Below are 22,137 nucleotides of genomic sequence, written 5' to 3' on the forward strand. Positions count from 1 at the left end.
CTCACAAATGCCCCGTTAGCAGGCGGCTATTTTGTCAGCACCCTGCCCAGGGCTGCGTGAGAAACATCACAGGGATGGAAACGGTTACAGCCATTTTGTTAATGAATGTGATCCAGATCGTTATCTGAGCGATCCTGACGCGCGCAACGTGAGTTGACGCCATAACCACTCGACCGGTCCCTGTCGCCAGAAACGTAGCCAGATGACGGAAAAGAGAAGGTTTATTGCCCATACCGGAACGACAAAGAACAAGAGTTCCAGTCGATTGAATTTCATAAATAAGCCAAACTGATAAAACAGTGTGGTACAGATGATCGTCTGCAGCAGATAATTGGTCAGCGCCATTCGCCCTACGCAGGCAATGGCAAGCGTCAGTCTGCATCGGCTAAGCTGCGGCCAGAAGCCAAACATCAGCGCGGCATAGCCCAGCGTTTGCAACGGCGCGCTCAGTTCGCGCGGCGCCTGCAATAAGAAGGCGCACCAGCGGTACGCCCAGTCCAGCCGCCATTGTAAGATGACCGCAGGCAGGTTGATCATTAGCCCTAACGCCACCAGCAGAATCCCGGTACGGCGATAGTGCCGCAGACTGTACTGACCTTTCAGCCAGCCGCTACGCATTAGCGCGGCGCCCAGCAGCATCATACCCGCCAGTTGCCAGCCATACTGCGCGCCGAGCGCCAGTAAACTATTCGACAGCATCTCTGCCCGGTTGCTGATAGCCTCCATGCCGCCGTTCAGCTTCCAGTATTTTTCATACAATATTGCCGACGCATCCGGCGTCCAGGCGCGGCTGGTTTCGCTACTCGATACCACGCCCAGCAGCAGTAGCACGCCAATCCCGACCAGATAAAGGAGTATGCCGGTATTGAACAGGCTTTTTACCGAAGGCGCGTCGCGTACCAGTCGCCAGCAAATTAACCCGACCAGACCGTAGGCCAGCAGAATGTCGCCGTCCCAAAAGAATAACGCATGGATAAAACCTAACAGTACCAATAGCGTTAAGCGCGACTGAATCCACTGTTTACCACGCGGAAGCAGCATTTGTAGCCCCGCGCCAAACAACAACGCGAACAGCGTAAGAAACTTAGCCTGCGCCACAATATCGAGAATCGCCCAGGACCAGGCGTCTTCGGGAACGATCGCGCCGTACCAGGCGGGATTGAGATAAGCCGCCTTCGGCAATCCAAAGGCGCTAATGTTAAGAAGCAGGATACCGAGGATGGCGACGCCACGTACAAAATCCAGCGTGACATTACGCTCCATCGTCTCCGCCTTAATCATGGATGATGGCGAACGGCACGCAGAAACTCCTGGCGCGTATTCTGGCTGGACTTAAACAATCCGCCCAGCGATGTCGTCGTCGTGGCGCTGGTTGCGTCACGAATACCGCGCGCTTTCACGCAGTAATGCACCGCATCAATCGATACCGCTACATTATTGGTGCCGAGCAAGGTTTGCAGCGCCGTCAGAATTTGTTGGGTCAAACGTTCCTGAACCTGCGGACGCTGGGCGAAGAATTGCACGATACGGTTAATTTTCGACAGGCCGATCACGGAATCTTTGGGGATATACGCGACGGTCGCTTTGCCATCAATGGTCACGAAGTGATGTTCACAGGTGCTGGTCAGCGTGATATCGCGGACGGTGACCATTTCATCCACCTTCATTTTATTTTCAATGAGGGTAATTTTCGGGAAATTGGCGTAGTCGAGGCCGGCGAAAATCTCGTCAACGTACATCTTAGCGATACGATGCGGCGTTTCCATCAGACTGTCATCGCTCAAATCGAGATTCAGCAACTGCATAATCTCAGTCATATGCCCTGCGATAAGGCTTTTTCGCGTTTCATTATCCAGTTCATCCATAGGCGGGCGCAGCGGCGTTTCCAGCCCCCGGGCAACCAGCGCGTCATGAACCAGGGCCGCTTCTTTACTGAGTGATGGCATTAATCGTGTTCTCCTGCAGGTGTGGCGCCTCTGCCCTGCATGGGGCAAAGTTTGTCAATATTGTGACAGTGTGATTATTGTGCGTGAGGTAGCGCACATAATCCAGTATTCACGCCCATAATTGTTGAAATTGTCGCTGCCTTTCATGACATCTTTTCCGGTGCGAGAATGCTGGCAGGACAAAGGGCATATTTGTTAACGCAACGTTATTTAAATGATGAAGCATGTTTATGTATTACGGAAGTGAAAGTTACTCACAACGCGGTGAATAATCTGTATTATGAAGAATCTGCATACCTTATCAGGTTCACTATAAAAGGAGCCCCCGCATGGAAATGCTCGAAGAGCACCGATGTTTTGGCGGCTGGCAGCAGCGCTGGCGTCATCATGCCGCCACGCTAAACTGCGCCATGACATTCAGCATTTTTCTTCCGCCGACTCAGGATAATGAACCGCCTCCGGTACTGTACTGGTTGTCCGGGTTGACCTGCAATGATGAGAACTTTACCACCAAAGCAGGCGCGCAGCGTATCGCAGCAGAACTGGGCATTGTATTGGTGATGCCGGATACCAGTCCACGCGGTGAACAGGTCGCCGACGATAGCGGATACGATTTAGGCCACGGTGCCGGGTTTTATCTCAATGCCACACAGCCGCCCTGGGCCAGCCATTATCGCATGTACGATTACCTGCGCGATGAGCTTCCGGCGCTCATCCAGACACAGTTTAACGTCAGCGACCGTTGCGCCATCAGCGGGCACTCGATGGGCGGCCACGGCGCGTTAATCATGGCGCTGAAAAATCCGGGCAAATATACCAGCGTCTCTGCTTTTGCGCCCATCGTCAACCCCAGCCGCGTGCCGTGGGGAATCAAAGCGCTTACCGCTTATCTCGGCGAAGATGAATCAGCCTGGACTGAGTGGGATAGCTGCGAATTAATGCTGGCCAGCCAGCCGCAGGACGCCATTCCTGTGCTCATCGATCAGGGCGACAGCGATCAGTTCCTCGCCGATCAGCTTCAGCCCGCCGTACTGGCGGAAGCCGCGCGGCAAACCGCCTGGCCGATGACGCTACGAATCCAGCCCGGTTACGATCATAGCTATTATTTTATTGCGTCCTTCATCGAGGACCATCTGCGCTTTCATGCCCGGTATTTACGGGGCGAGCGTGAGACGTCACCAACATAATGAATTTTCCAGCGCCGCGCTGTAATTCACCTCCTCCGACTGCGGCGCGGAAGATTTATTATTTAAATCCGCGGCCTGCTGGCGTACCTGAAGGCGGCCGCTGCCCTCTCCGCCTTCATAACTTTCGTGAAAATTACGCAGCTCGGATTCAAACAGCACCGCATCAAGATTATGCAACTTATCCAGCGCCCGCAGGAGAGAAATTAACGTATCAAGATTGAGCCCTCCCCCCTTCTCGATACGCTTGATGGTGGCGATGCCAACGTGCGCGCGATCGGCAAGCTGCTGCTGGGTCATCGAAAGAGACAGACGCGTCTCCTTTAAGCGAGCGCACAACGACAGGATAATCTCGTCGTTATTCATCGTATTGTATTTCACGCTGTTACCCTCTCTTGCGCGGCTGAATTTTCCCCAGCGAACCATGATACGTTTCACGGTATTTAGCGCTCATGTCTTTACCGGTCTCGTACATCGCAGCAATGATCTCATCGAGCGAAATACAGGGTTCGCTTACGCGACTCATCGCCATCGTCGCCGCGTTTATCGCTTTCACGGCAGAGATGGCGTTTCTCTCTATGCAGGGAATTTGTACCTGCCCGCCCAGCGGATCGCAGGTCAATCCCAGATGATGTTCCATGGCAATTTCAGCGGCGCTCAGCGTTTGCTCCACGGATGCGCCCATCAGTTCAGCCAGGCCCGCCGCCGCCATTGAGCACGCCACGCCGATTTCCCCCTGACAGCCAACTTCAGATCCCAGAATAGAGGCGTTTTGTTTAAACAACATCGCGATAGCGGCGGCGGTCAGGAAGAAACGGGTCAGAGCACCGGGCTCCAGCGGCGTGACAAATTTATCATACCAGCAGAGCGCTGCCGGAATGATGCCGCACGCGCCATTGGTTGGCGCGGTAACAATCTGTCCGCCGCTGGCATTTTCTTCGCTTACCGCAATCGCGAAGGCATTGACCCAGTTCAGCGCGGTTAAAAAATCGCTGGCGGAACGGTTAGCCTGTAACGTCTTATGTAACGCACAGGCGCGCCGCGGTACCTGATAGGGACCGGGTAATACCCCCTCAGTATGCAGGCCGCGATAAACCGCCTGCTGCATCACGTCCCATATTTGCGCCAGATAATTCTGCAACGTCTGTGGCGAGTGGCGGCACAGCTCATTTTTCATCATCAGCGCCGCCACGGACAGGCCGTTACGCCGACATAGCGCCAGCAACTGCGCGGCATGACTAAATTCAAAGGGCGACACTGTACGCAAAGGAAGCGATGGCGTCAGCGGCTCGCCATGTTTGCGGACCTGCCCGGCGCCGGTCGAAAACCAGGTCTCTTCATACACCGTGAAATAATCATCTCTGGCGCGAAACGTCATGGCATAAGGATGGCCTGGATGCGCCTGGTGATTGGCGATAATCTTGACTTTTATCGTGATTCCGCCCGCGTCGGAGAGCGGGAGTTCGATTTTGTTTTCATTTTCCGCACGCTTAATCACCGCCATATGCGAACGGAGATCGACATTCTCCGGCTGGCAACCCAGCAGCCCAAGATAAAGGGCGGTATCCACATTGTGGCACTTGCGGCTTAACGATAACGCGCCATACAGCTCGATTTCAATTTCCCGAATTAGCGGCAACGTCTCTTGTTCTCTGAGCAATGAAATAAAGTGACAGGCGGCGCGCATCGGCCCTACGGTACGTGAGCTGGATGGACCTATTACTATTTTGAATATATCAAGGCAACTCTCCATCGTTATATCAATCCTTTCAGTGTCATTCGCGTTCAGTAATAAATAACATCCTCGCACAGTTGGCATATCAAAAGTGATACCTTTTGTGTCTGAACTTTACCTGGTATCAAAAACAACGCTTTTTTAGCCCTTTTCTGGCTGTGATATCTGTGATAGCACAAGATTCCACGCCGCAAAAGAGCCATTATAATACCCGTAAATTAAGGGAGTTATCATATGAGCATTATTTATTTTATTACCACACAGGATATCGATACATTTCAGAAAAAATTACAGGAAACGTTATTTGATGCCGTCACCATGCCGTTTCCGCTATTATTTGATAAACGTTATGCCGCGCTTATCAATACCGCTTATTTAAAGCTTACGCTGCCAACGGAATGTCTGACGCCTGAATTTTATCGCTATTTACGCGAACTCTCATTACAATGGCAGTTTGATTTTTTTATTAAGCCGCAGCCACTGCCTGCTAACGGTATTATCGCGTTTGATATGGACTCGACATTTATTGCGGAAGAAGGCGTGGATGAAATTGCCCGCGCGCTTGGCATGTCGACGCAAATCACCGCCATTACCCAACAGGCGATGGAGGGCAAGCTTGATTTTAACGCCAGTTTTACCCGACGTATCGGAATGTTGAAAGGCACACCGAAAGCAGTGCTGAACGCCGTATGCGATCGCATGACCCTTTCGCCAGGCCTGTTAACTATTCTGCCAGTCATCAAGGCCAAAGGATTTAAAACCGCGATTATCTCCGGGGGACTGGATATATTCACCCAGCGTCTAAAAGAACGGTATCAACTGGATTATGCCTTTTCGAATACGGTTGAAATACGCGATAACGTTCTGACGGATAACATTACCTTACCGATTATGAATGCCGCAAACAAAAAACAGACTCTGGTTGACCTGGCTGCCCGGTTAAATATTGCCACGGAGAATATTATTGCCTGCGGCGATGGCGCCAACGATCTGCCGATGTTAGAACATGCTGGCACCGGTATTGCCTGGAAAGCGAAGCCGGTTGTTCGGGAAAAAATCCACCATCAGATTAATTATCACGGTTTCGAATTGCTTCTTTTTCTTATTGAAGATGAATTATAACGCGACTCACCTCGCCGGAAGGGAATTTTAAAATGAGTATAAAAACATTTATTTTCAGCCAGCCCGATAAGCCGATTGTAAAAGAGAAAAAAGAGATAGACCAGACCTATAAAAAATTTCGTTTTGAGATTATCGCCTCGGTCTTTATCTCTTATGCCGTCTTTTATCTTACCCGTAAAAACTTCTCCGCCGCGATGCCGGCCATGCTGACGCAAACGTCGCTGACCGCAGAAGACTTCGCCATTATGTCTTCTATTTTTTACATTCTTTATGGCGCGATGAAGTTTGTCGGCGGGATGCTGGTCGATAAAATTAACCCGAAAGCCATGACCGGCCCGGTGCTGATTGGCGTGGGGATTGTAAATATTCTGTTCGGCTTTTCCGATAGCGTGGCGGCATTCTACGTACTGTACAGCCTCAACGCGATATTACAGGGCACCAGCTTTCCGCCGATGGCGAAAATTATGGCCTCGTGGTTTTCGAAAAACGAACGGGGACGCTGGTGGGCTATCGTTGAAGCGGCGCACAATATCGGCGGCAGCCTCGCGCCGCTGCTGACCAGTTTTGCTATCGCCTTTAGCGGTAGCTGGAAAATGGGGTTTTATGTTCCCGGCGCCATTTCGCTGCTGATGGGGATAGTGGCGCTATTTACCATTAAAGATCGTCCCGGTACGTTAGGTTTGCCCAACGTGGGGCAGTGGCGTAACGACCCGACGGAACTGGCCCAGGTCAAGGCCAGCCCGGTCAACCTGAGCTTCTGGCAGATTTTTGTGAAATATATCCTGACCAATCCACTGGTATGGATCATTATTATCGGCGATATGTCGGTTTATATTGCGCGCACCATCCTTAACGACTGGCCGCAGATTTACTATTCGCAGGTTCACGGCTGGAGCCTGATAAAAGCGAACTCGATTATTTCCTGGTTTGAGGCGGGCGGACTGGCAGGTGGGTTGCTGGCAGGCTACTTGTCTGACTTTATGTTCAAAAGTAACCGCTGGATGACCGGATTAATCTTCGCGTTAGCGCTGTGCATATGCATCGTGCTGGTGCCGCTGGTTCAGGATACCTCTTACACCCTCACCGCGATTCTGTTCACCATCATGGGCTTCGCCTTATACGGACCGCATATGCTTTTTGCCGTCGGCTGTCTGGATGTGACCCATAAGGATGCGGCGGGATCGATTACCGGCTTTCGGGGATTGTTCAGCTATGTCGGCGCGGCAATGGCCGGTGTGCCGGTAATTATGGTGAAAAATAGCTGGGCGTGGTCGGGCGTTTATATCTATGCGTTAATCGCCATTCTGTTAACGACTCTGTCGCTGGCGCTGCTCTCCAGGCTGCATCGGTTATAACATTCTGGCGACAGCGGCAAAACGCGGCTGTCGCCAGTCTCTGTCAGAAACGGTAATCCACCGCCATAAAGTAACGACGTCCGTCTTCGGTGTAACCGTAGTCGTCGCGTTTGAGATCTTTATCGCCCACGTTCAGAACGCCCGCACGCAGTTTAACATTTTTCGTCGCCTGCCATGCCGCGCCGGTATCCCAGACCACGTACCCACCCGGCGTTTTCGCCGTTGCGCTGTCGGCCCGCTTACGCCCGGTATAATTCCCTGATATGTAGAATGACCAGTCTTCGAGCTGCGCCGGTTTCCAGTCCAGCGTACCGTTCGCGGTGTGGAACGGCAGATCGGAAAGCGGCTTGTTCCCGCCATTACTGACGTCGCGTCCGTCGTTATAGGTGTAATTCAACGACAGTTTCCACGCCTCGTTAAACGGAACTTTCAACTCGGTTTCCACACCCTGAATACGCGCTTTATTCACGTTGTAATAACGGAAGACCGGAACGCGCTGTCCCCGACTGTTGGTTTCGAAACCGACAAAGTTGGAATAGCCGGGCGCGGCGTTAACGTCAGCGGTACGGCTAATGCTGATGCGATTGTCCACATCGTTACGGAACGTAGTAACGCTCGCTTCCACACCCTCCAGTATGCCTTCTTCGCCACGGTAATAAAGGCCGAGCTCCCAGCTTTCACTGGTTTCAGGTTTCAGATCCGGGCTACCGATAATGCGGCATCCTCCACGGCAGGAGTTGGTCGCCCAGTCCGGACTTAATTGCAATAGCGACGGCGCTTTAAAGGCCGTGGCCCACCCACCTTTCACCGTCAGGGTATCCGTTGCGTTATAAACCAGATAAGCACGCGGGCTCCAGTGATCGCCATAGGTTTCATGGTCATCCATACGAATACCGGTGGTCAGCGCCAGCGGTTCGAAGATGCGCCACTCATCTTCAAGGAACAGAGCATACTGGCTGGCGGAGGTTTTAGTACTGGAACCGCCGGTCAGGTTGACCGCATCGCTCAGTTTATCGTGACGCCATTCGCCGCCGAAGGTGAGGAACTGGTTGACAGACGCTAACGGCAGAACGTATTTCCCGTCAATCGAATTGCTTTCTGACGTGATAGGGCTACTGTTGCCGGGGTTTTTGTTTTCCACTTTTTCGCCGTAGAATTTGAGCTCGCTATTGCCGAGATCCCAACGTCCGTTATGGCTCAACGCATAGTTTTGCCGTTCCAGACGGTTTTTATCCAGCGAGTCGGAGTCCCGGTCCTGGCGATCAAAACCGTAGCCTGCGGTAACGTCATGATTTTCGTTTGGTGTCCAGGCAAACTCGACGTTTCCATCCCGGCTGGTAAATCCTTCAATGCGCGGAGTTTCACCCGTAGCGGTGGTGGCGGAACTCTGCTGCTCGTCTTTTTCGCGTTTCGCCAGGCTACCGTAGGCTTTCATTCCCAGCACGCCGTCGATCAGCGGACCGCTGGTAAAGAACTGGCCGTTATAGGTATCGCCACGGTCGCGATGTTCCTGAATAGTGGAATCAACCGTGACGCTGCCGTGCCATTTCTGACCAATTTTTTTGGTGATAATGTTGACCACGCCGCCCAGCGCATCGGAGCCATACAGCGAGGACATGGGGCCACGCACCACTTCAATGCGTTCGATAGCGTCAACCGGTATCCAGTTCAGATCAAAATCATTATGGCGGAAGACCGCGTTACGGGAGTTAACGCGCTTACCGTCGATCAGGATCAGCGTATAACTGCTGTCCAGACCACGAATACTCACGCCTTTACGGTTATCCCCTTCGTTAGTGAGCTGTACGCCCGGCACCTCTTTCAGGACATCTTTCAGGTTTTGCACGGGCCTGCGCTGTAAATCTTGCTGGGTAATGACGCTGATACTTGCTGGCGCATCTTTCAGATTTTGTTCGATAGCGGACGCGGTAACGACCATGGTTTCACCATCATCCGTTGCCGCGGCAACCGGCCAGGCCAACGTAACTGCGGACATACAAAGCCCTACCCGAACGAAAGGGTTAAACCTAAACATTCCATTTCTCCATGAGGTAAATACGACAAAAAAATCGGTTATCGCTCACAACGCATTACGTTTCGCCTGCGATAACGGTTATCACGGCGAACTCTTTTTATGCAGGCGAGTCGGGCTCATTAGTGACGGTCGCGCCCGAATCTTCATCCTTTCTGATTTCGAGCGTAACGATAAAGCAAACGATAATAATTATCAATTTAATTGTTAATAATTATGTCATTTGAACCAATCATGAAGAAAAAACGAAAAACCCTCTCGAATGAGAGGGTTAGAAGGGACAAGTTCAGGCAGTCCGTGCCGGCTAGCGGCATAAAGCCTATCCGGCCATGACGAGAATACCGCGTTACTTTTTAACGCGTTCCGGGAAGTGCATTTCGCTATAGCGCACGAAATGCGTGCCTTTTATCAGCTTGTAGCCGAACCAGATAAGCAGGAACAGCGGAATACCGATATAGGTCGCCGCGACGCCGCCCCAGTCGATGGTATCTTTCAGGAACGCTTCATAGTTCTGCCCCAACGTAATAATCAGGCACAGTACAAAGGCGAAAATCGGCCCCAGCGGGAAGAACCCGGAACGGTACGGCAAATCATTCACATCATACCCTTGTATCACGTAACCGCGACGGAAGCGATAATGGCTAATGGCAATCCCCAGCCAGGCGATGAAGCCCGTCATACCGGAGGTGTTCAACAGCCACAGATAGACCGTCTGGTTGCCGAACATTGAGGTCAAAAAGCAAAGACCGGCAATCACGGTGGTGGCATAAAGCGCATTGCGCGGTACGCCGCCGCGGGACAATTTCGCAAAAATACGCGGGGCCTTACCGTCACAGGCCAGGGTGTAGAGCATACGGGTCGAGGCATACATCCCGGAGTTACCCGCAGACAGTACCGCCGTCAGGATAACCGCATTCATTATCGCCGCCGCAGACAACAAGCCCGCATGCTGGAACACTAAGGTAAACGGACTGACGCTAATGTCTTTGACGTCGTTACGCAGCAGGTTTGGATCGGTATAAGGAATGATTAGGCTGATAATCAAAATCGCGAAAACATAAAACAGCAGAATACGCCAGAATACCTGACGCACCGCGCGCGGAATATTCTTCTCCGGGTTTTCAGATTCCCCGGCGGCAATACCAATCAGCTCAGTTCCCTGGAAAGAGAAGCCCACGATCATCGCGACGCCAATCATTGCCGCAAAACCGCCAGCGAAAGGCGCATCACCCGTCGTCCAGTTGCTCCAGCCGACCGGCTCGACACCTTTAAAGATGCCGATAATCATCGCTACGCCAACGATGATGAAGATAATAACGGTCGCGACTTTAATTAACGAGAACCAGTACTCCGCCTCGCCAAAACCGCGTACGGAAATGTAGTTCAGCAAGAAAATGACGCAGAGGAATAGCGCGCTCCAGATCCAGCCCGGCGTATCCGGGAACCACCAGCCCATCACCAATTGTGCGGCAACCAGGTCAACAGCGATAGTCACCGCCCAGTTGTACCAGTAGTTCCAGCCCAGCGCGAAACCAAAGCCTTCTTCCACATAGTTCTGACCATATGTCGCAAACGAGCCAGATACCGGCATATAGGCCGCCAGCTCGCCAAGACTGGTCATCAGGAAGTAGACCATCAAACCAATCAGAATATAAGAAAACAGCGCGCCGCCTGGCCCCGCCTGAGAAATTGTCGCACCAGATGCAACGAAAAGACCTGTCCCGATGGAGCCGCCAATGGCAATCATCGTCAGGTGACGCGCCTTTAATTCGCGACGTAGCGCGGGCGCTTCTGTGGTTTTAGTTTTGGAACCCATGTGAAAATGCTATCCATCCAAAAAATGAGGCGCGATTGTAACAGACGAAATACTATCCTTCCGACACAAATGCGCGGTTATAAGAGACCTTCATGACCGGCCACGGATTATAAGTAAAGCAGAGAATAACGTATACGTAAGCGGATACTAAAAATGGCGATGCCGCCCGGGCAGCCCTCCTCTTCACCTTTATTCACAGTAACTCAAAAAACGCTGCAACGCGTTAGAAAGATGTTTCTGCCGATGATGAACACGCCACAACGTGCGCACCAGGCGCGGTAACGGCACCGCGACTTCGCCCAGGGTTCCCGCCTGGAGTTGTTCAGCAATCACCCGGCGCGATAAACAGCTTATCCCCAGTCCATGACGCACCGCATGTTTGATCGCTTCTGAATTCCCCAACTCCATCGCCATATGAAAGCGCGGCAAATGCGACAACAGCAAATAATCGACAATTTCCCGCGTACCGGAACCGCGCTCGCGTAAAATCCATGGGGATGCCGCAAGCTGTTCCAGCGTCACCGGCCCCTGCGTCAGCGGCGAGGACGGCGCGGCAAAGACCACCAGCTCATCTTCCAGCCACGGCTCAGAGATAATCTCTGTACTGTGACATGGTCCTTCAATCAGGCCGATATCAACCCGAAAATCCAGCACCGCGTTAATCACGTCCTGGCTGTTTCCCACGCTGAGTTCCAGCGGCAAGGCCGGATAATGCTGGCGATAGCGGGCAATCATGGCGGGTAAAATGTAATTGCCGATGGTGCTACTGGCATAAACCCGTATCGCGCCGTTATCTTCACGAAATAGCTGCTCAATTTCTACCGCTTGCTCCAGCAATGCCAGCGCGCGCGGATATAATAAGCGCCCATGTTCGTTGACCACCAACCGTTTCCCCACCCGATCAAACAACTGTACGCCGAGCTGACCTTCCAGATCGGTGAGCGCGGCGCTAACGGCGGACTGCGATAATGACAGCATGACCGACGCCTGGGTTGTTGAACCGCTTTTCAGTACTTCAGCAAACACTTCAAGTTGTCGTAGCGTAATATGCATAGTCGTATCCCACCGATAGCGTTTCACTTACCACTTATAAAGATTAATTATAAATATATAATCAATTTTATTTTTAAACCAGATCACCGTAACCTTATTGTCCATATACAGGAGAAGGTTATGACAGAACTCACCTTGCAGAATCATCGTCGTACAATGTGGCATTTTATACCGGGGCTCGCTCTGAGCGCCGTCATTACAGGAGTCGCCCTGTGGGGCGGCGCTATCCCTGCCGTTGCAGGCGCGGGGTTCAGCGCCCTGACCCTGGCTATCCTGCTGGGTATGGTTATCGGGAATACCGTCTATCCACAAATATGGAAACAATGCGACGGCGGCGTGCTGTTTGCAAAACAACATCTGCTGCGTTTAGGGATTATCCTTTACGGCTTCCGCCTTACCTTTTCACAAATCGCCGATGTGGGCATTAGCGGTATTGTGATTGACGTATTAACGCTTTCCAGCACGTTCATGCTGGCCTGCTTCTTAGGCCAAAAAGTCTTTGGTCTGGACAGGCACACCAGTTGGCTGATTGGCGCCGGTAGCAGTATCTGCGGCGCGGCGGCGGTACTGGCGACAGAACCGGTGGTAAAAGCGGAAGCCAGTAAGGTTACTGTAGCCGTCGCGACTGTCGTTATTTTCGGCACCATCGCTATTTTCCTTTACCCGGCAATGTATCCGCTGCTGGCGCACTGGTTCAGCCCGGAAACTTACGGCATCTATATCGGCTCAACCATGCATGAAGTCGCGCAAGTGGTCGCAGCGGGTCACGCCGTTAGCCCGGATGCAGAAAATGCGGCAGTTATCGCTAAGATGCTGCGTGTCATGATGCTGGCGCCGTTCCTGATCATTCTGGCAGCACGCGTTAAACAGCTTTCCCCGGCGACCGGCGCGGAAAAAAGCAAAATTACCATTCCGTGGTTTGCTATTTTCTTCATCGTAGTGGCGATCTTCAACTCTTTCCACCTGCTGCCGAAAGCCGTGGTGGATATGCTGGTGACGCTGGACACGGTACTGCTGGCGATGGCGATGGCGGCGTTGGGTCTGACCACTCACGTTAGCGCATTGAAAAAAGCGGGGGCGAAACCGCTGCTGATGGCGCTGGCATTATTCGCCTGGCTGATTATTGGCGGTGGCGCCATTAACGTCCTAATCCATAGCCTTATCGCATAAATTATTACGTTTCACGCCTGTTAACCCGTTATCATAGCGTTCGTAATGAACCGTTAGCGGGTTTAACAGGAGTCTTTTATGAAATACATCGGAGCGCACGTCAGCGCTGCTGGCGGTCTGGCTAACGCCCCTGCCCGCGCGGCTGAAATTGGCGCAACGGCCTTTGCGCTTTTCACAAAAAACCAGCGTCAGTGGCGTGCCGCCCCCCTTACTCCCCAGGTCATTGATGACTTTAAAATCGCCTGTGAAAAGTATCATTTCTCGGCGGCGCAAATTCTTCCCCACGATAGTTACCTGATTAATCTGGGCCATCCGGTCAGTGAAGCGCTGGAAAAATCACGCGATGCCTTTCTCGATGAAATGCAGCGCTGTGAACAACTCGGCTTAACCTTGCTTAATTTTCATCCCGGTAGCCATCTGATGCAGATTGCACAGGAGGATTGCCTGGCGCGGATCGCGGAATCCATCAATATCGCCCTCACGCAGACCGAGGGCGTTACGGCGGTTATCGAAAATACAGCCGGTCAGGGCAGTAATCTGGGGTTTGAGTTTGAACAGTTAGCCGCCATCATCGACGGCGTGGAAGATAAGTCGCGCGTTGGCGTCTGTATCGATACCTGCCATGCCTTTGCCGCCGGATACGATCTGCGTACGCCAGAGGCGTGCGAAAAAACGTTCGCCGAATTCGGGAAAATTGTCGGATTTCAGTATTTGCGCGGAATGCACCTGAACGACGCCAAAAGCACCTTCGGTAGCCGCGTTGACCGCCATCACAGTCTGGGTGAAGGCAATATCGGCCACGATGCGTTTCGTTGGATTATGCAGGATGCGCGTTTTGACGGTATTCCGCTGATACTGGAGACCATCAATCCTGATATCTGGGCGGAAGAGATTGCGTGGTTAAAAGCCCAGCAAATTGCCGAAGCGATGGCCTGACGCTCAATGTTCTTCAGGCAATAAAAAAGGCAGAGCGCGCTCTGCCTTTTTTAGCGTGTTTCTCTTACGCCGCTTTTGCCGCGACTTCCGTCTCCGGACGTTTCAGGACGGCATAAGCCAGCCCTGCCACCAGCGTACCGGCCACAATTGCCAGCAGGTATCCCAATACCGGCGTAATTGCGCCTGGGATAAGCAGAACAAACAGACCGCCATGCGGCGCCATCAATTTTGCGCCTACCGCCATAGAAATAGCCCCGGTCAACGCGCCGCCAACGATACAGCACGGCAGTACACGCATCGGGTCGCGCGCCGCAAACGGAATAGCGCCTTCAGTGATAAAGCACAGCCCCAGCACCAACGCCGCTTTACCGCCTTCCTGCTGCGCTTTGTCGAATTTACGACGCGCCACCATCGTCGCCAGACCCAGCGCTAACGGCGGTACCATACCTGCGGCCATGATAGCCGCCATCGGCGCGTAAGTTTGCGTACTCAGCAGACCAACGCCAAACGCATACGCCGCTTTGTTCACCGGGCCCCCCATGTCGGTACACATCATCCCGCCGAGAATCGCGCCCAGCAGCACCGCGTTTGCCGTCCCCATGGTTTGCAGCCAGTGGGTGAGCCCTTCCAGAATCCCGGCAACCGGTTTACCGATCAGGTAAATCATCGCCAGCCCCACCACCAGACTGGAAATTAACGGGATGATCAGGATTGGCTTCAGCGCTTCCATACTTTGCGGAAGTTTCAGTTTGGTACTGATAAGCTTCGCCATATACCCGGCAAGGAAGCCGGCAATGATCCCGCCGATAAAACCGGAACCGGTGCTAACCGCCAGCATACCGCCAATCAGACCTGGCGTAAGGCCTGGGCGATCCGCGATGGAGAAAGCGATATAACCCGCCAGTACCGGCACCATCAGCGCAAACGCCGAACCGCCGCCAATCTGCATCAGCGCCGCCGCCAGCGTGTCCGGCACCTTAAAGGCTTCAATACCAAAGGCGAAGGAAAGCGCAATACATAGTCCCCCGGCAACCACCATAGGCAGCATGTAAGAAACACCCGTCAACAGATGCCGGTATGCGCCAGCGCTCTCTTTCTTCCCTTCGGTCGCCGCTTGCGATGCCTTACCCGCCGGTTGATACGGCGTCGCTTCCGCTACGGCTTTATCCAGCTCCTGCGCCGTCTTTTTCAGCGCCAGGCCGGTCGACGTGCGGTACATTGGGAGACCGGCAAACTTCGCCAGATCCACTTCGATATCCGCCGCCACAATCACTAAATCCGCTTCCGCCACCTCTTCCGGGGTGATGGCATTGCCGGCCCCCACGGAGCCGCGCGTTTCGACTTTTACCCACCAGCCGCGTTTTTTCGCTTCTGTTTCAATGGCTTCAGCCGCCATAAAAGTATGAGCGACGCCGGTCGGGCAGGCCGTTACCGCGACCACGCGTTTCGGACCGCCGCTCGCCGCAGGAGCAGCCGCAGCAGGGGCGCTGTAAGGGGTCGCATGGCTTTTGGCTTCACTCAGAAACAGTTCCGGATGCGCGACGGCGCGACCAATATCCCCCAGCCAAACCTTTTTGCCGTTCAGAGCATTGTCGTTCGGCAGAGATTCGCCCAGTACGATCGCCAGCTCAGCATCATTCGGATTGTCGATAATTTCCAGATTTGCTTTATGTGCCGCCGCTCCAAGCAGGGTTTTCGCCATGTAAGCGCGAGCCTGGCCGAGATTAGCGTCAATTATCAGCAGCGTTTTCATTATGCCTCTCCTGCTGTCAGTTAAACGGTTGTAAGTCGACGCGCGCCATCATTGCGGCCAACTGAGGACGATCGGTAATACCCACATTGCTCTGGCTGACCGCCAGCGCGGCAACCGCCGTCGCCAGACGCAGCGTATGTTCGCTGGACTCACGCATCAGCAGGCCGTAAATCAATCCGCCAACCATGGAATCGCCTGCGCCGACGGTACTTACCACGTCAACTGCCGGTGGTTTAGCGATCCATTCTCCTGAGGCGTTAACCCACAGCGCGCCTTCCGCCCCCAGCGAAATCACCACATGGGCGATACCCTGTTCGCGTAACGCGTGCGCCGCATCAATCACATCTTTCATTTCCGGGAGCTTACGACCCGCCCAAATTTCCAGTTCGCGGCGATTCGGTTTCACCAGCCACGGCGCAGCTTTAAGACCGGCGACTAACGCTTCACGGCTACTATCAAAGATAATGCATGGACACTGGCTGCGCAGACGCGTCATCCAGTCGGTGAACGCTTCCGGACTCACGCCAGCCGGTAAGCTACCGCTGACGCAGACCATATCGAACTGGCCCAGCCAGCTCAGGGAGTCGTTAACAAAGCGTTCCCAGTCTGCGGGGGTCACGTCAAAGCCGGAAAAGTTGAAGTCGGTCACTTCGCCATCTTTTTCCGTCAGCTTCACGTTGATGCGGGTCCGGCCCTGAACCACCTGAAAGCGGTTAGCGATGCCCAGTTCGCTGAACAATTGCTGAAAACCGTCCTGGTTATCTTTACCGAGAAAACCGCCGACGGTGACGTCGATGCCTAAGTCTTTCAGCACCTTGGCAACGTTAATGCCTTTGCCCGCCGCGTGCAGACCCGTGGTTTTCACCAGGTTCACTTCGCCGCGTTCGATTTCAGGGCAAAACCCAACCAGATCGTAAGCCGGATTAAGGGTAATGGTGGCAACACGCCTGCTCATTATGCGCCCTCCCCGAGACCGGCGGCGATCGCATCGCCAATCGCTTTCAGCGCCTGTTCAGCATCTTCACCCTGCGCGGTAAAGCGCAGACGATGGCCTTTCTTCACGCCTAATGCCACCACTTTCATCAGACTACGTCCGTTTGCCGGTTTGCCGGTTCCATCAAGGTTTGTCACGGTAATTTCACTGTTAAATTGTTTAATCGTATTCACCAGCATGGTGCCCGGACGGGCATGGAGACCATGCTCATTACGCACTACAAATTCCGCGCTCAGTACGTCATCCGTCAGCGCATCATCACTGGTCAGCAACGCCAGCAGCGTCGCGGCGTCGGCGCTCAGCAGACGATCGGCTTTATTGTTCAGCAACAGGTCGCCGAGGCGTTTTAGCACGGCAATCGGCTGCTCGTCGTTCATCGCGACAGTGACTAATAAGGCTGCTTTTTCACCCTCTACGTCAAACGCCTGAGTCGCACGGCTTACCGCAACAGCGCTGCGCAAATTGCCTTCCGCGCTGTCGTTCAGCCAGATACCTTGTCCCAGATTCATCGGACTGTCGTTAATCGTTTTTGCGACGAATGCCGCATCAACCGCTCCCGCCTCTTTCAGACGCGCCGCATTTAGCGCCTGCAATGTGACCAGCGAGCTGGCGATGACATCCAGCGTCATCGTCTCGTTATCAAGTTTTAATTGTTCACTTTGCTTCTCGCCCATCAGCAATGCGCGCAGCTCTTCCGCCGTTGTCGCGGATTTCAGCTGTTCAGCCACGGAGTCATCGCTCAGCACATGCGTCAACTGACGCAGCAGGCCGAGGTGTTCGTCCGAACTGGCGGCAATACCAATCGCCACATAGGCGACCTGGCCTTCTCCCCAGGTAACGCCCTGCGGGAATTGAAAGACCTGGACGCCGGTTTTCAGCACCTGATCGCGCGTGTCTGTTGTGCCATGGGGAATCGCAATACCATTGCCAAGAAAGGTCGAGGTTTGCTGTTCGCGCGCCAGCATACCGTCAACATAGCCGCCCGCCACATTCCCCGCCTGCGCTAACGCGGCGGCGATTTGCCGAATGGCCTCTTCTTTATTTCCGGCCTGCTCGCCCGGATGAATGTCCTGAACCGATAACTGGAACATGTGTCTCCTCTCCTGCTGAATTGAAACGATTCAGCCACTATGAGAAAAAAAGCGCCAATCTGAGTTATCAAAAAAAACCAGATCGCGCTGAAACGTTTCAAGAAGTCTGGATCTTTCTGCTTCAGCACGCAAGAAAAGTTACCGGTTTTGTAGCAATTTTTTGAGGTGAAGCACATTTTTTCTCCAACAGCCCCTCAATAGCTGACGCATAAAAGGCTTCAGCTTTTTTCTTTCAGCTTGCGTCAGCACGCCCTGGTAACAAATTGGAATGCTATTTTGATTTTTCGTGTCGATTTTGATTCAGACGCCTGTTTATTTTCTGACGGGCAGCGTAAACTCCGCCTCTCTTCACACCACTGATATAGAAACATGCACAACAGTCCCGCCGCCGCTGCGCCTAAATCATTTGACCTGACGTCTACCGCCTTTTTGATCGTCGCTTTTCTCACCGGTATTGCCGGTGCGTTACAGACGCCGACGCTCAGTATTTTTCTGACGGATGAGGTTCACGCCCGTCCCGGCATGGTGGGATTCTTTTTTACCGGCAGCGCGGTTATCGGCATTATCGTGAGCCAGTTTCTGGCGGGTCGCTCAGATAAAAAAGGCGATCGCAAAAAACTGATCGTTTTCTGTTGCGTGCTGGGCATGTTGGCCTGCGTGTTGTTTGCCTGGAACCGCAACTACTTTATTTTGCTGTTCATCGGCGTCTTTCTCAGTAGCTTCGGCTCTACCGCCAACCCGCAGATGTTTGCGCTGGCCCGTGAACATGCCGATCGTACAGGTCGTGAAGCGGTGATGTTCAGCTCAATCCTCCGCGCCCAGGTCTCATTGGCCTGGGTCATTGGGCCGCCGCTGGCCTATGCGCTGGCGATGGGTTTTAGCTTTACGGTGATGTATTTGAGCGCGGCGGTAGCTTTTATCGTCTGCGGCGTCATGGTGTGGTTCTTTTTACCGTCAATGCGCAAAGATGCGCCGCTGGCAACCGGTACGCTGGAAGCACCGCGTCGTAATCGCCGCGATACGCTGTTGTTGTTTGTCATCTGTACGTTAATGTGGGGAACTAACAGCCTGTATATCATTAATATGCCGCTGTTTATCATCAATGAGCTGCATCTTCCGGAAAAACTTGCAGGCGTGATGATGGGCACCGCCGCCGGGCTGGAGATTCCCACAATGCTGATTGCAGGTTACTTCGCCAAACGGTTGGGAAAACGCCTGTTAATGTGCATCGCCGTTGTCGCCGGACTGTGCTTTTATGCGGGTATGTTGCTGGCGCACGCACCGGCGACGTTGCTCGGCTTGCAGTTGCTGAACGCGATTTACATCGGCATTCTTGGCGGGATTGGCATGCTCTATTTTCAGGATCTCATGCCAGGCCAGGCGGGTTCAGCCACCACGCTGTATACCAATACCATTCGCGTCGGCTGGATCATTGCCGGTTCGCTGGCGGGAATCGCCGCAGAAATCTGGAATTATCATGCGGTCTTCTGGTTTGCGTTAGTCATGATTGTCGCCACCATGTTCTGCCTGGCGCGTATTAAAGATGTTTAACTTGCAAGCCTGATACTTTTACTCTTCGACACATTTCAGCGCAGAGTTTATCTCTGCGCAATGTTCATGCGCGGTCATTCATTGTCTTTTTCTCAATACGATATTCTGTTAGCGCCCTCCTACATAAAAGACCGGTTATTGAGAAAATTACGCCCATCAGTCCGCAAAGGACTAACACCAGCCGCATCTTATATTTTGGTGTAACAGCAACATCTATCACTTCAATGTTAGCATTATTTTTAACCGCCTCCGACAACAATGATAGCTTTGCATATGTTTCCGTTTTTAACATATTTTTATGCACGCCATAACGTTTAATGTCACCATCATCGATATACCATGCTGCCATTTTATCGACACTATTTTTCAGGGTGGAAATAATATTATTGACGCTTTCTTCCCTCCCCTGCGCCTTAAAAAAGACAAGCTGATTTTTCGCGTCAAAACTTATTTTATTTTTATATTCCGCAGGCAAGAAACGGCTAAACTGGTTAAGGATAACCGTTGTTTTACATTGAATATCATTAGTATAGCCACATAACGCATAGGTAGCAGGCGTATCCAGATTAGGTTTGATTGTCATACTCACAACCTTTGTATCATGCTGCACGCTCACAAAAACATAGCCAATGGCAACAAAAATAAAGGTAGCGATCATGATACTTAGCCATTTTCTTATAAGGAATAAGGAAACGTCGACTAAATCAATTTCACTATTTTCTCCCCGCATTTCACATCCCTTTTAAAACGCTAATAGTCAACCCGAATACTGAAATAACAAAAAGCAACACCAGCGTAAAAATAAACGCCCTGGCTGCGAACGTATATTTCTTCATAAGATAAAACCCACACATAAGAATTCGAGTATTTTAAAGGAAAATAACAACACATTCACACTGGTTATATCGATCGGTAAATACATCAATGATAGATATAAACTATCAAATTCACGATATCGATCGTTATAAATAATTAAAATCGATCAAAATCCCTCTTTTTAATAGATAGAAACTATCATATAAATAAAATTGATCGTTTTTGTTTTGTGTGACGGTTTATTCGGTACACGCTCAGTCACCAACGGGGTTGAGCGGCGACATCTACCGCTTCAGAAGCCACGAAATAAGGGAAGCATGTATTACGCTATTTAATGGTAAAAGGAGGTAATTTGATGCGCAGCTTTTTCAGATTATTTCGGGATATAACATAAGCCCCTACGCATTTATCAAAAGCGGCTTAGCTCATGGTAAAGTTTTCTGTTCGAGTTCCAGCAAATAAATAATGGCCTCTTCCCGGGTCGTTAAACACATGTCCCCTGTCGGTTGCAAACCAGAGCACACTTTTGGGCGTAAAGGCGAGCCAAAGATAAGGCACAAGTTATCTTCCGAAAGCTGCACGCATCTGGTATTCATCGGCTTGCCATTCGGCATTCCGGGTATCGGCGACGAAATTGAAGGCGCAATACAGCAAGCGCCACAACCGCTACGACAGTCCATGCTCAGCCCCTCTATTTATAACCAAATGAAAGATAACAGAATTTGTCCAAAGAAAAATCCAGATTTAAAATGTGGACGTCATCATGATCAGGCCTGCCCTCAGACATTCCGAAGACAAGGCTGGAAACAGAAGGGACAACACAGCACACTTCCCCCTCCGGGCGACATGCCATCGCGTATTCTCGTTGAATGCGGGGCGGAAAGCGGGCGAACAGTATCACCTTTTTTGCACCAGCAAAAGTGACAATTCCACTTGCCTGGACGGCCCGGCGCGAGTAGTTTTACGCGATATTTTAGATAATCTCTACAACAGGATCTCCTCGATGCCAAGAGCGAACGAAATCAAAAAAGGTATGGTACTGAACTACAACGGCAAATTGCTGATTGTGAAAGATATCGACATTCAGTCGCCTACCGCCCGTGGCGCCGCCACACTGTATAAAATGCGTTTTTCCGATGTCCGCACCGGTCTGAAAGTGGAAGAACGTTTCAAAGGCGACGATATCGTTGATACCGTCACCCTGAGCCGTCGCGGCGTTGACTTTTCTTATGTCGATGGCAACGAATATGTGTTCATGGATAAAGAAGACTATACGCCGTATACCTTCACCAAAGATCAGATTGAAGAAGAGTTGCTGTTTATGCCTGAAGGCGGAATGCCGGATATGCAGGTTCTGACCTGGGATGGCCAACTGCTGGCGCTAGAGCTTCCGCAGACCGTGGATCTGGAAATCGTCGAAACCGCGCCGGGTATTAAAGGGGCGTCCGCCAGCGCACGTAACAAACCCGCGACATTAAGCACCGGTCTGGTGATTCAGGTTCCCGAATACCTGAGCGCAGGTGAGAAAATCCGCATTCATATCGAAGAGCGCCGTTATATGGGGCGCGCGGATTAAGTTTCGC

General features: G+C 52.2%; 20 protein-coding genes. 7 read left to right on the forward strand and 13 right to left on the reverse strand.

Annotation, left to right across the window (positions count from 1 at the left end):
• Positions 1–120 precede the first annotated feature (120 nt).
• Both yeiB and folE read right to left on the reverse strand, forming a co-directional pair.
• Positions 121–1,263, reverse strand: a complete 1,143-nt coding sequence (gene yeiB / locus J4614_RS06190) for a DUF418 domain-containing protein YeiB (protein ID WP_001612136.1) — start codon at positions 1,261–1,263, stop codon at positions 121–123.
• Positions 1,264–1,277: 14 nt separating this feature from the next.
• Positions 1,278–1,946 carry a GTP cyclohydrolase I FolE gene (gene folE, locus J4614_RS06195; protein WP_001139611.1) on the reverse strand — a complete coding sequence of 223 codons (669 nt, stop codon included), beginning with the start codon at positions 1,944–1,946 and terminating at the stop codon, positions 1,278–1,280.
• Positions 1,947–2,275: 329 nt separating this feature from the next.
• On the opposite strand from folE, the gene fghA reads away from it, so the two are divergent.
• Entirely contained in the window at positions 2,276–3,133 is an 858-nt protein-coding gene (fghA, locus tag J4614_RS06200; RefSeq protein ID WP_000425490.1) for an S-formylglutathione hydrolase, read from the forward strand.
• Here the strand turns inward: fghA and J4614_RS06205 are convergent.
• Together J4614_RS06205 and J4614_RS06210 are read right to left on the reverse strand one after the other, a co-directional pair.
• A complete protein-coding gene (locus tag J4614_RS06205; protein WP_000876817.1) occupies positions 3,122–3,511 on the reverse strand; it encodes a helix-turn-helix transcriptional regulator in 390 nt (129 codons plus the stop codon). The two genes, fghA and J4614_RS06205, sit on opposite strands and share 12 nt — an antisense overlap.
• A 4-nt stretch (positions 3,512–3,515) precedes the next feature.
• Positions 3,516–4,883, reverse strand: coding sequence for an L-serine ammonia-lyase (locus J4614_RS06210; protein ID WP_021000519.1), 1,368 nt, complete (start codon positions 4,881–4,883; stop codon positions 3,516–3,518).
• A 216-nt stretch (positions 4,884–5,099) separates the two neighbouring features.
• Between J4614_RS06210 and serB the strand changes: the two genes are divergently transcribed.
• On the forward strand, positions 5,100–5,987 hold the full coding sequence (gene serB, locus J4614_RS06215) for a phosphoserine phosphatase SerB (RefSeq protein WP_023262920.1): 888 nt from the start codon (positions 5,100–5,102) through the stop codon (positions 5,985–5,987).
• Positions 5,988–6,019: 32 nt separating this feature from the next.
• Positions 6,020–7,342, forward strand: a complete 1,323-nt coding sequence (locus tag J4614_RS06220; RefSeq protein ID WP_000023812.1) for an MFS transporter — start codon at positions 6,020–6,022, stop codon at positions 7,340–7,342.
• Positions 7,343–7,385: 43 nt separating this feature from the next.
• On the opposite strand, the gene cirA is transcribed toward J4614_RS06220, so the two are convergent.
• The 3 genes from cirA to yieE all read right to left on the reverse strand — a co-directional run bounded on the left by cirA (position 7,386) and on the right by yieE (position 12,243).
• Positions 7,386–9,377: a catecholate siderophore receptor CirA gene (gene cirA / locus J4614_RS06225; protein WP_061377519.1), complete on the reverse strand. Its 1,992-nt coding sequence runs from the start codon at positions 9,375–9,377 to the stop codon at positions 7,386–7,388.
• A gap of 343 nt (positions 9,378–9,720) precedes the next feature.
• On the reverse strand, positions 9,721–11,190 hold the full coding sequence (gene lysP, locus J4614_RS06230; RefSeq protein WP_000534999.1) for a lysine-specific permease: 1,470 nt from the start codon (positions 11,188–11,190) through the stop codon (positions 9,721–9,723).
• Positions 11,191–11,379: 189 nt separating this feature from the next.
• Positions 11,380–12,243 (reverse strand): DNA-binding transcriptional regulator YeiE, encoded by an 864-nt coding sequence (gene yieE, locus J4614_RS06235; protein WP_000548316.1) that lies wholly within the window; start codon positions 12,241–12,243, stop codon positions 11,380–11,382.
• A 120-nt stretch (positions 12,244–12,363) separates the two neighbouring features.
• Here yieE and J4614_RS06240 point away from each other — a divergent pair, with 120 nt between their 5' ends.
• On the forward strand, positions 12,364–13,413 hold the full coding sequence (locus tag J4614_RS06240; RefSeq protein WP_000137966.1) for a YeiH family protein: 1,050 nt from the start codon (positions 12,364–12,366) through the stop codon (positions 13,411–13,413).
• 78 nt (positions 13,414–13,491) lie between these two features.
• Positions 13,492–14,349 carry a deoxyribonuclease IV gene (gene nfo / locus J4614_RS06245; RefSeq protein WP_208293093.1) on the forward strand — a complete coding sequence of 286 codons (858 nt, stop codon included), beginning with the start codon at positions 13,492–13,494 and terminating at the stop codon, positions 14,347–14,349.
• A gap of 64 nt (positions 14,350–14,413) precedes the next feature.
• Here the strand turns inward: nfo and fruA are convergent, their stop codons facing one another.
• Genes fruA through fruB form a run of 3 tightly spaced genes read right to left on the reverse strand, consistent with a single transcriptional unit; the run spans position 14,414 to position 18,187 of the window.
• Positions 14,414–16,102, reverse strand: coding sequence for a PTS fructose transporter subunit IIBC (fruA, locus tag J4614_RS06250; protein ID WP_000854408.1), 1,689 nt, complete (start codon positions 16,100–16,102; stop codon positions 14,414–14,416).
• A gap of 16 nt (positions 16,103–16,118) precedes the next feature.
• On the reverse strand, positions 16,119–17,057 hold the full coding sequence (gene fruK, locus J4614_RS06255; protein ID WP_000091249.1) for a 1-phosphofructokinase: 939 nt from the start codon (positions 17,055–17,057) through the stop codon (positions 16,119–16,121).
• Positions 17,057–18,187, reverse strand: coding sequence for a fused PTS fructose transporter subunit IIA/HPr protein (fruB, locus tag J4614_RS06260; RefSeq protein ID WP_000487287.1), 1,131 nt, complete (start codon positions 18,185–18,187; stop codon positions 17,057–17,059). Before fruB ends, fruK begins: the two co-directional genes overlap by 1 nt.
• Before the next feature lie 369 nt (positions 18,188–18,556).
• Between fruB and setB the strand changes: the two genes are divergently transcribed.
• Positions 18,557–19,738 (forward strand): sugar efflux transporter SetB, encoded by a 1,182-nt coding sequence (gene setB / locus J4614_RS06265; RefSeq protein ID WP_000551934.1) that lies wholly within the window; start codon positions 18,557–18,559, stop codon positions 19,736–19,738.
• A 64-nt stretch (positions 19,739–19,802) separates the two neighbouring features.
• On the opposite strand, the gene J4614_RS06270 is transcribed toward setB, so the two are convergent.
• The 3 genes from J4614_RS06270 to J4614_RS06280 form a co-directional block, all read right to left on the reverse strand.
• The gene (locus tag J4614_RS06270; protein WP_001213881.1) at positions 19,803–20,468 is read right to left on the reverse strand and encodes a GNVR domain-containing protein; all 666 of its coding nucleotides are present in this window, start codon (positions 20,466–20,468) and stop codon (positions 19,803–19,805) included.
• A 1-nt stretch (position 20,469) separates the two neighbouring features.
• Complete coding sequence (locus tag J4614_RS06275) at positions 20,470–20,592, reverse strand: membrane protein (protein WP_001519564.1); 123 nt, start codon at positions 20,590–20,592, stop codon at positions 20,470–20,472.
• A 387-nt stretch (positions 20,593–20,979) separates the two neighbouring features.
• On the reverse strand, positions 20,980–21,234 hold the full coding sequence (locus tag J4614_RS06280; protein WP_001523448.1) for a YkgJ family cysteine cluster protein: 255 nt from the start codon (positions 21,232–21,234) through the stop codon (positions 20,980–20,982).
• 323 nt (positions 21,235–21,557) lie between these two features.
• Here J4614_RS06280 and yeiP point away from each other — a divergent pair, with 323 nt between their 5' ends.
• Complete coding sequence (gene yeiP, locus J4614_RS06285; RefSeq protein ID WP_001136822.1) at positions 21,558–22,130, forward strand: elongation factor P-like protein YeiP; 573 nt, start codon at positions 21,558–21,560, stop codon at positions 22,128–22,130.
• The last annotated feature ends 7 nt before the right edge of the window (positions 22,131–22,137 follow it).

It is taken from the genome of Salmonella sp. 32031103-2018-00083-FB-01-SM-01 (assembly GCF_017571995.1).
GTDB classification, from domain to species: Bacteria; Pseudomonadota; Gammaproteobacteria; order Enterobacterales; family Enterobacteriaceae; genus Salmonella; species Salmonella enterica.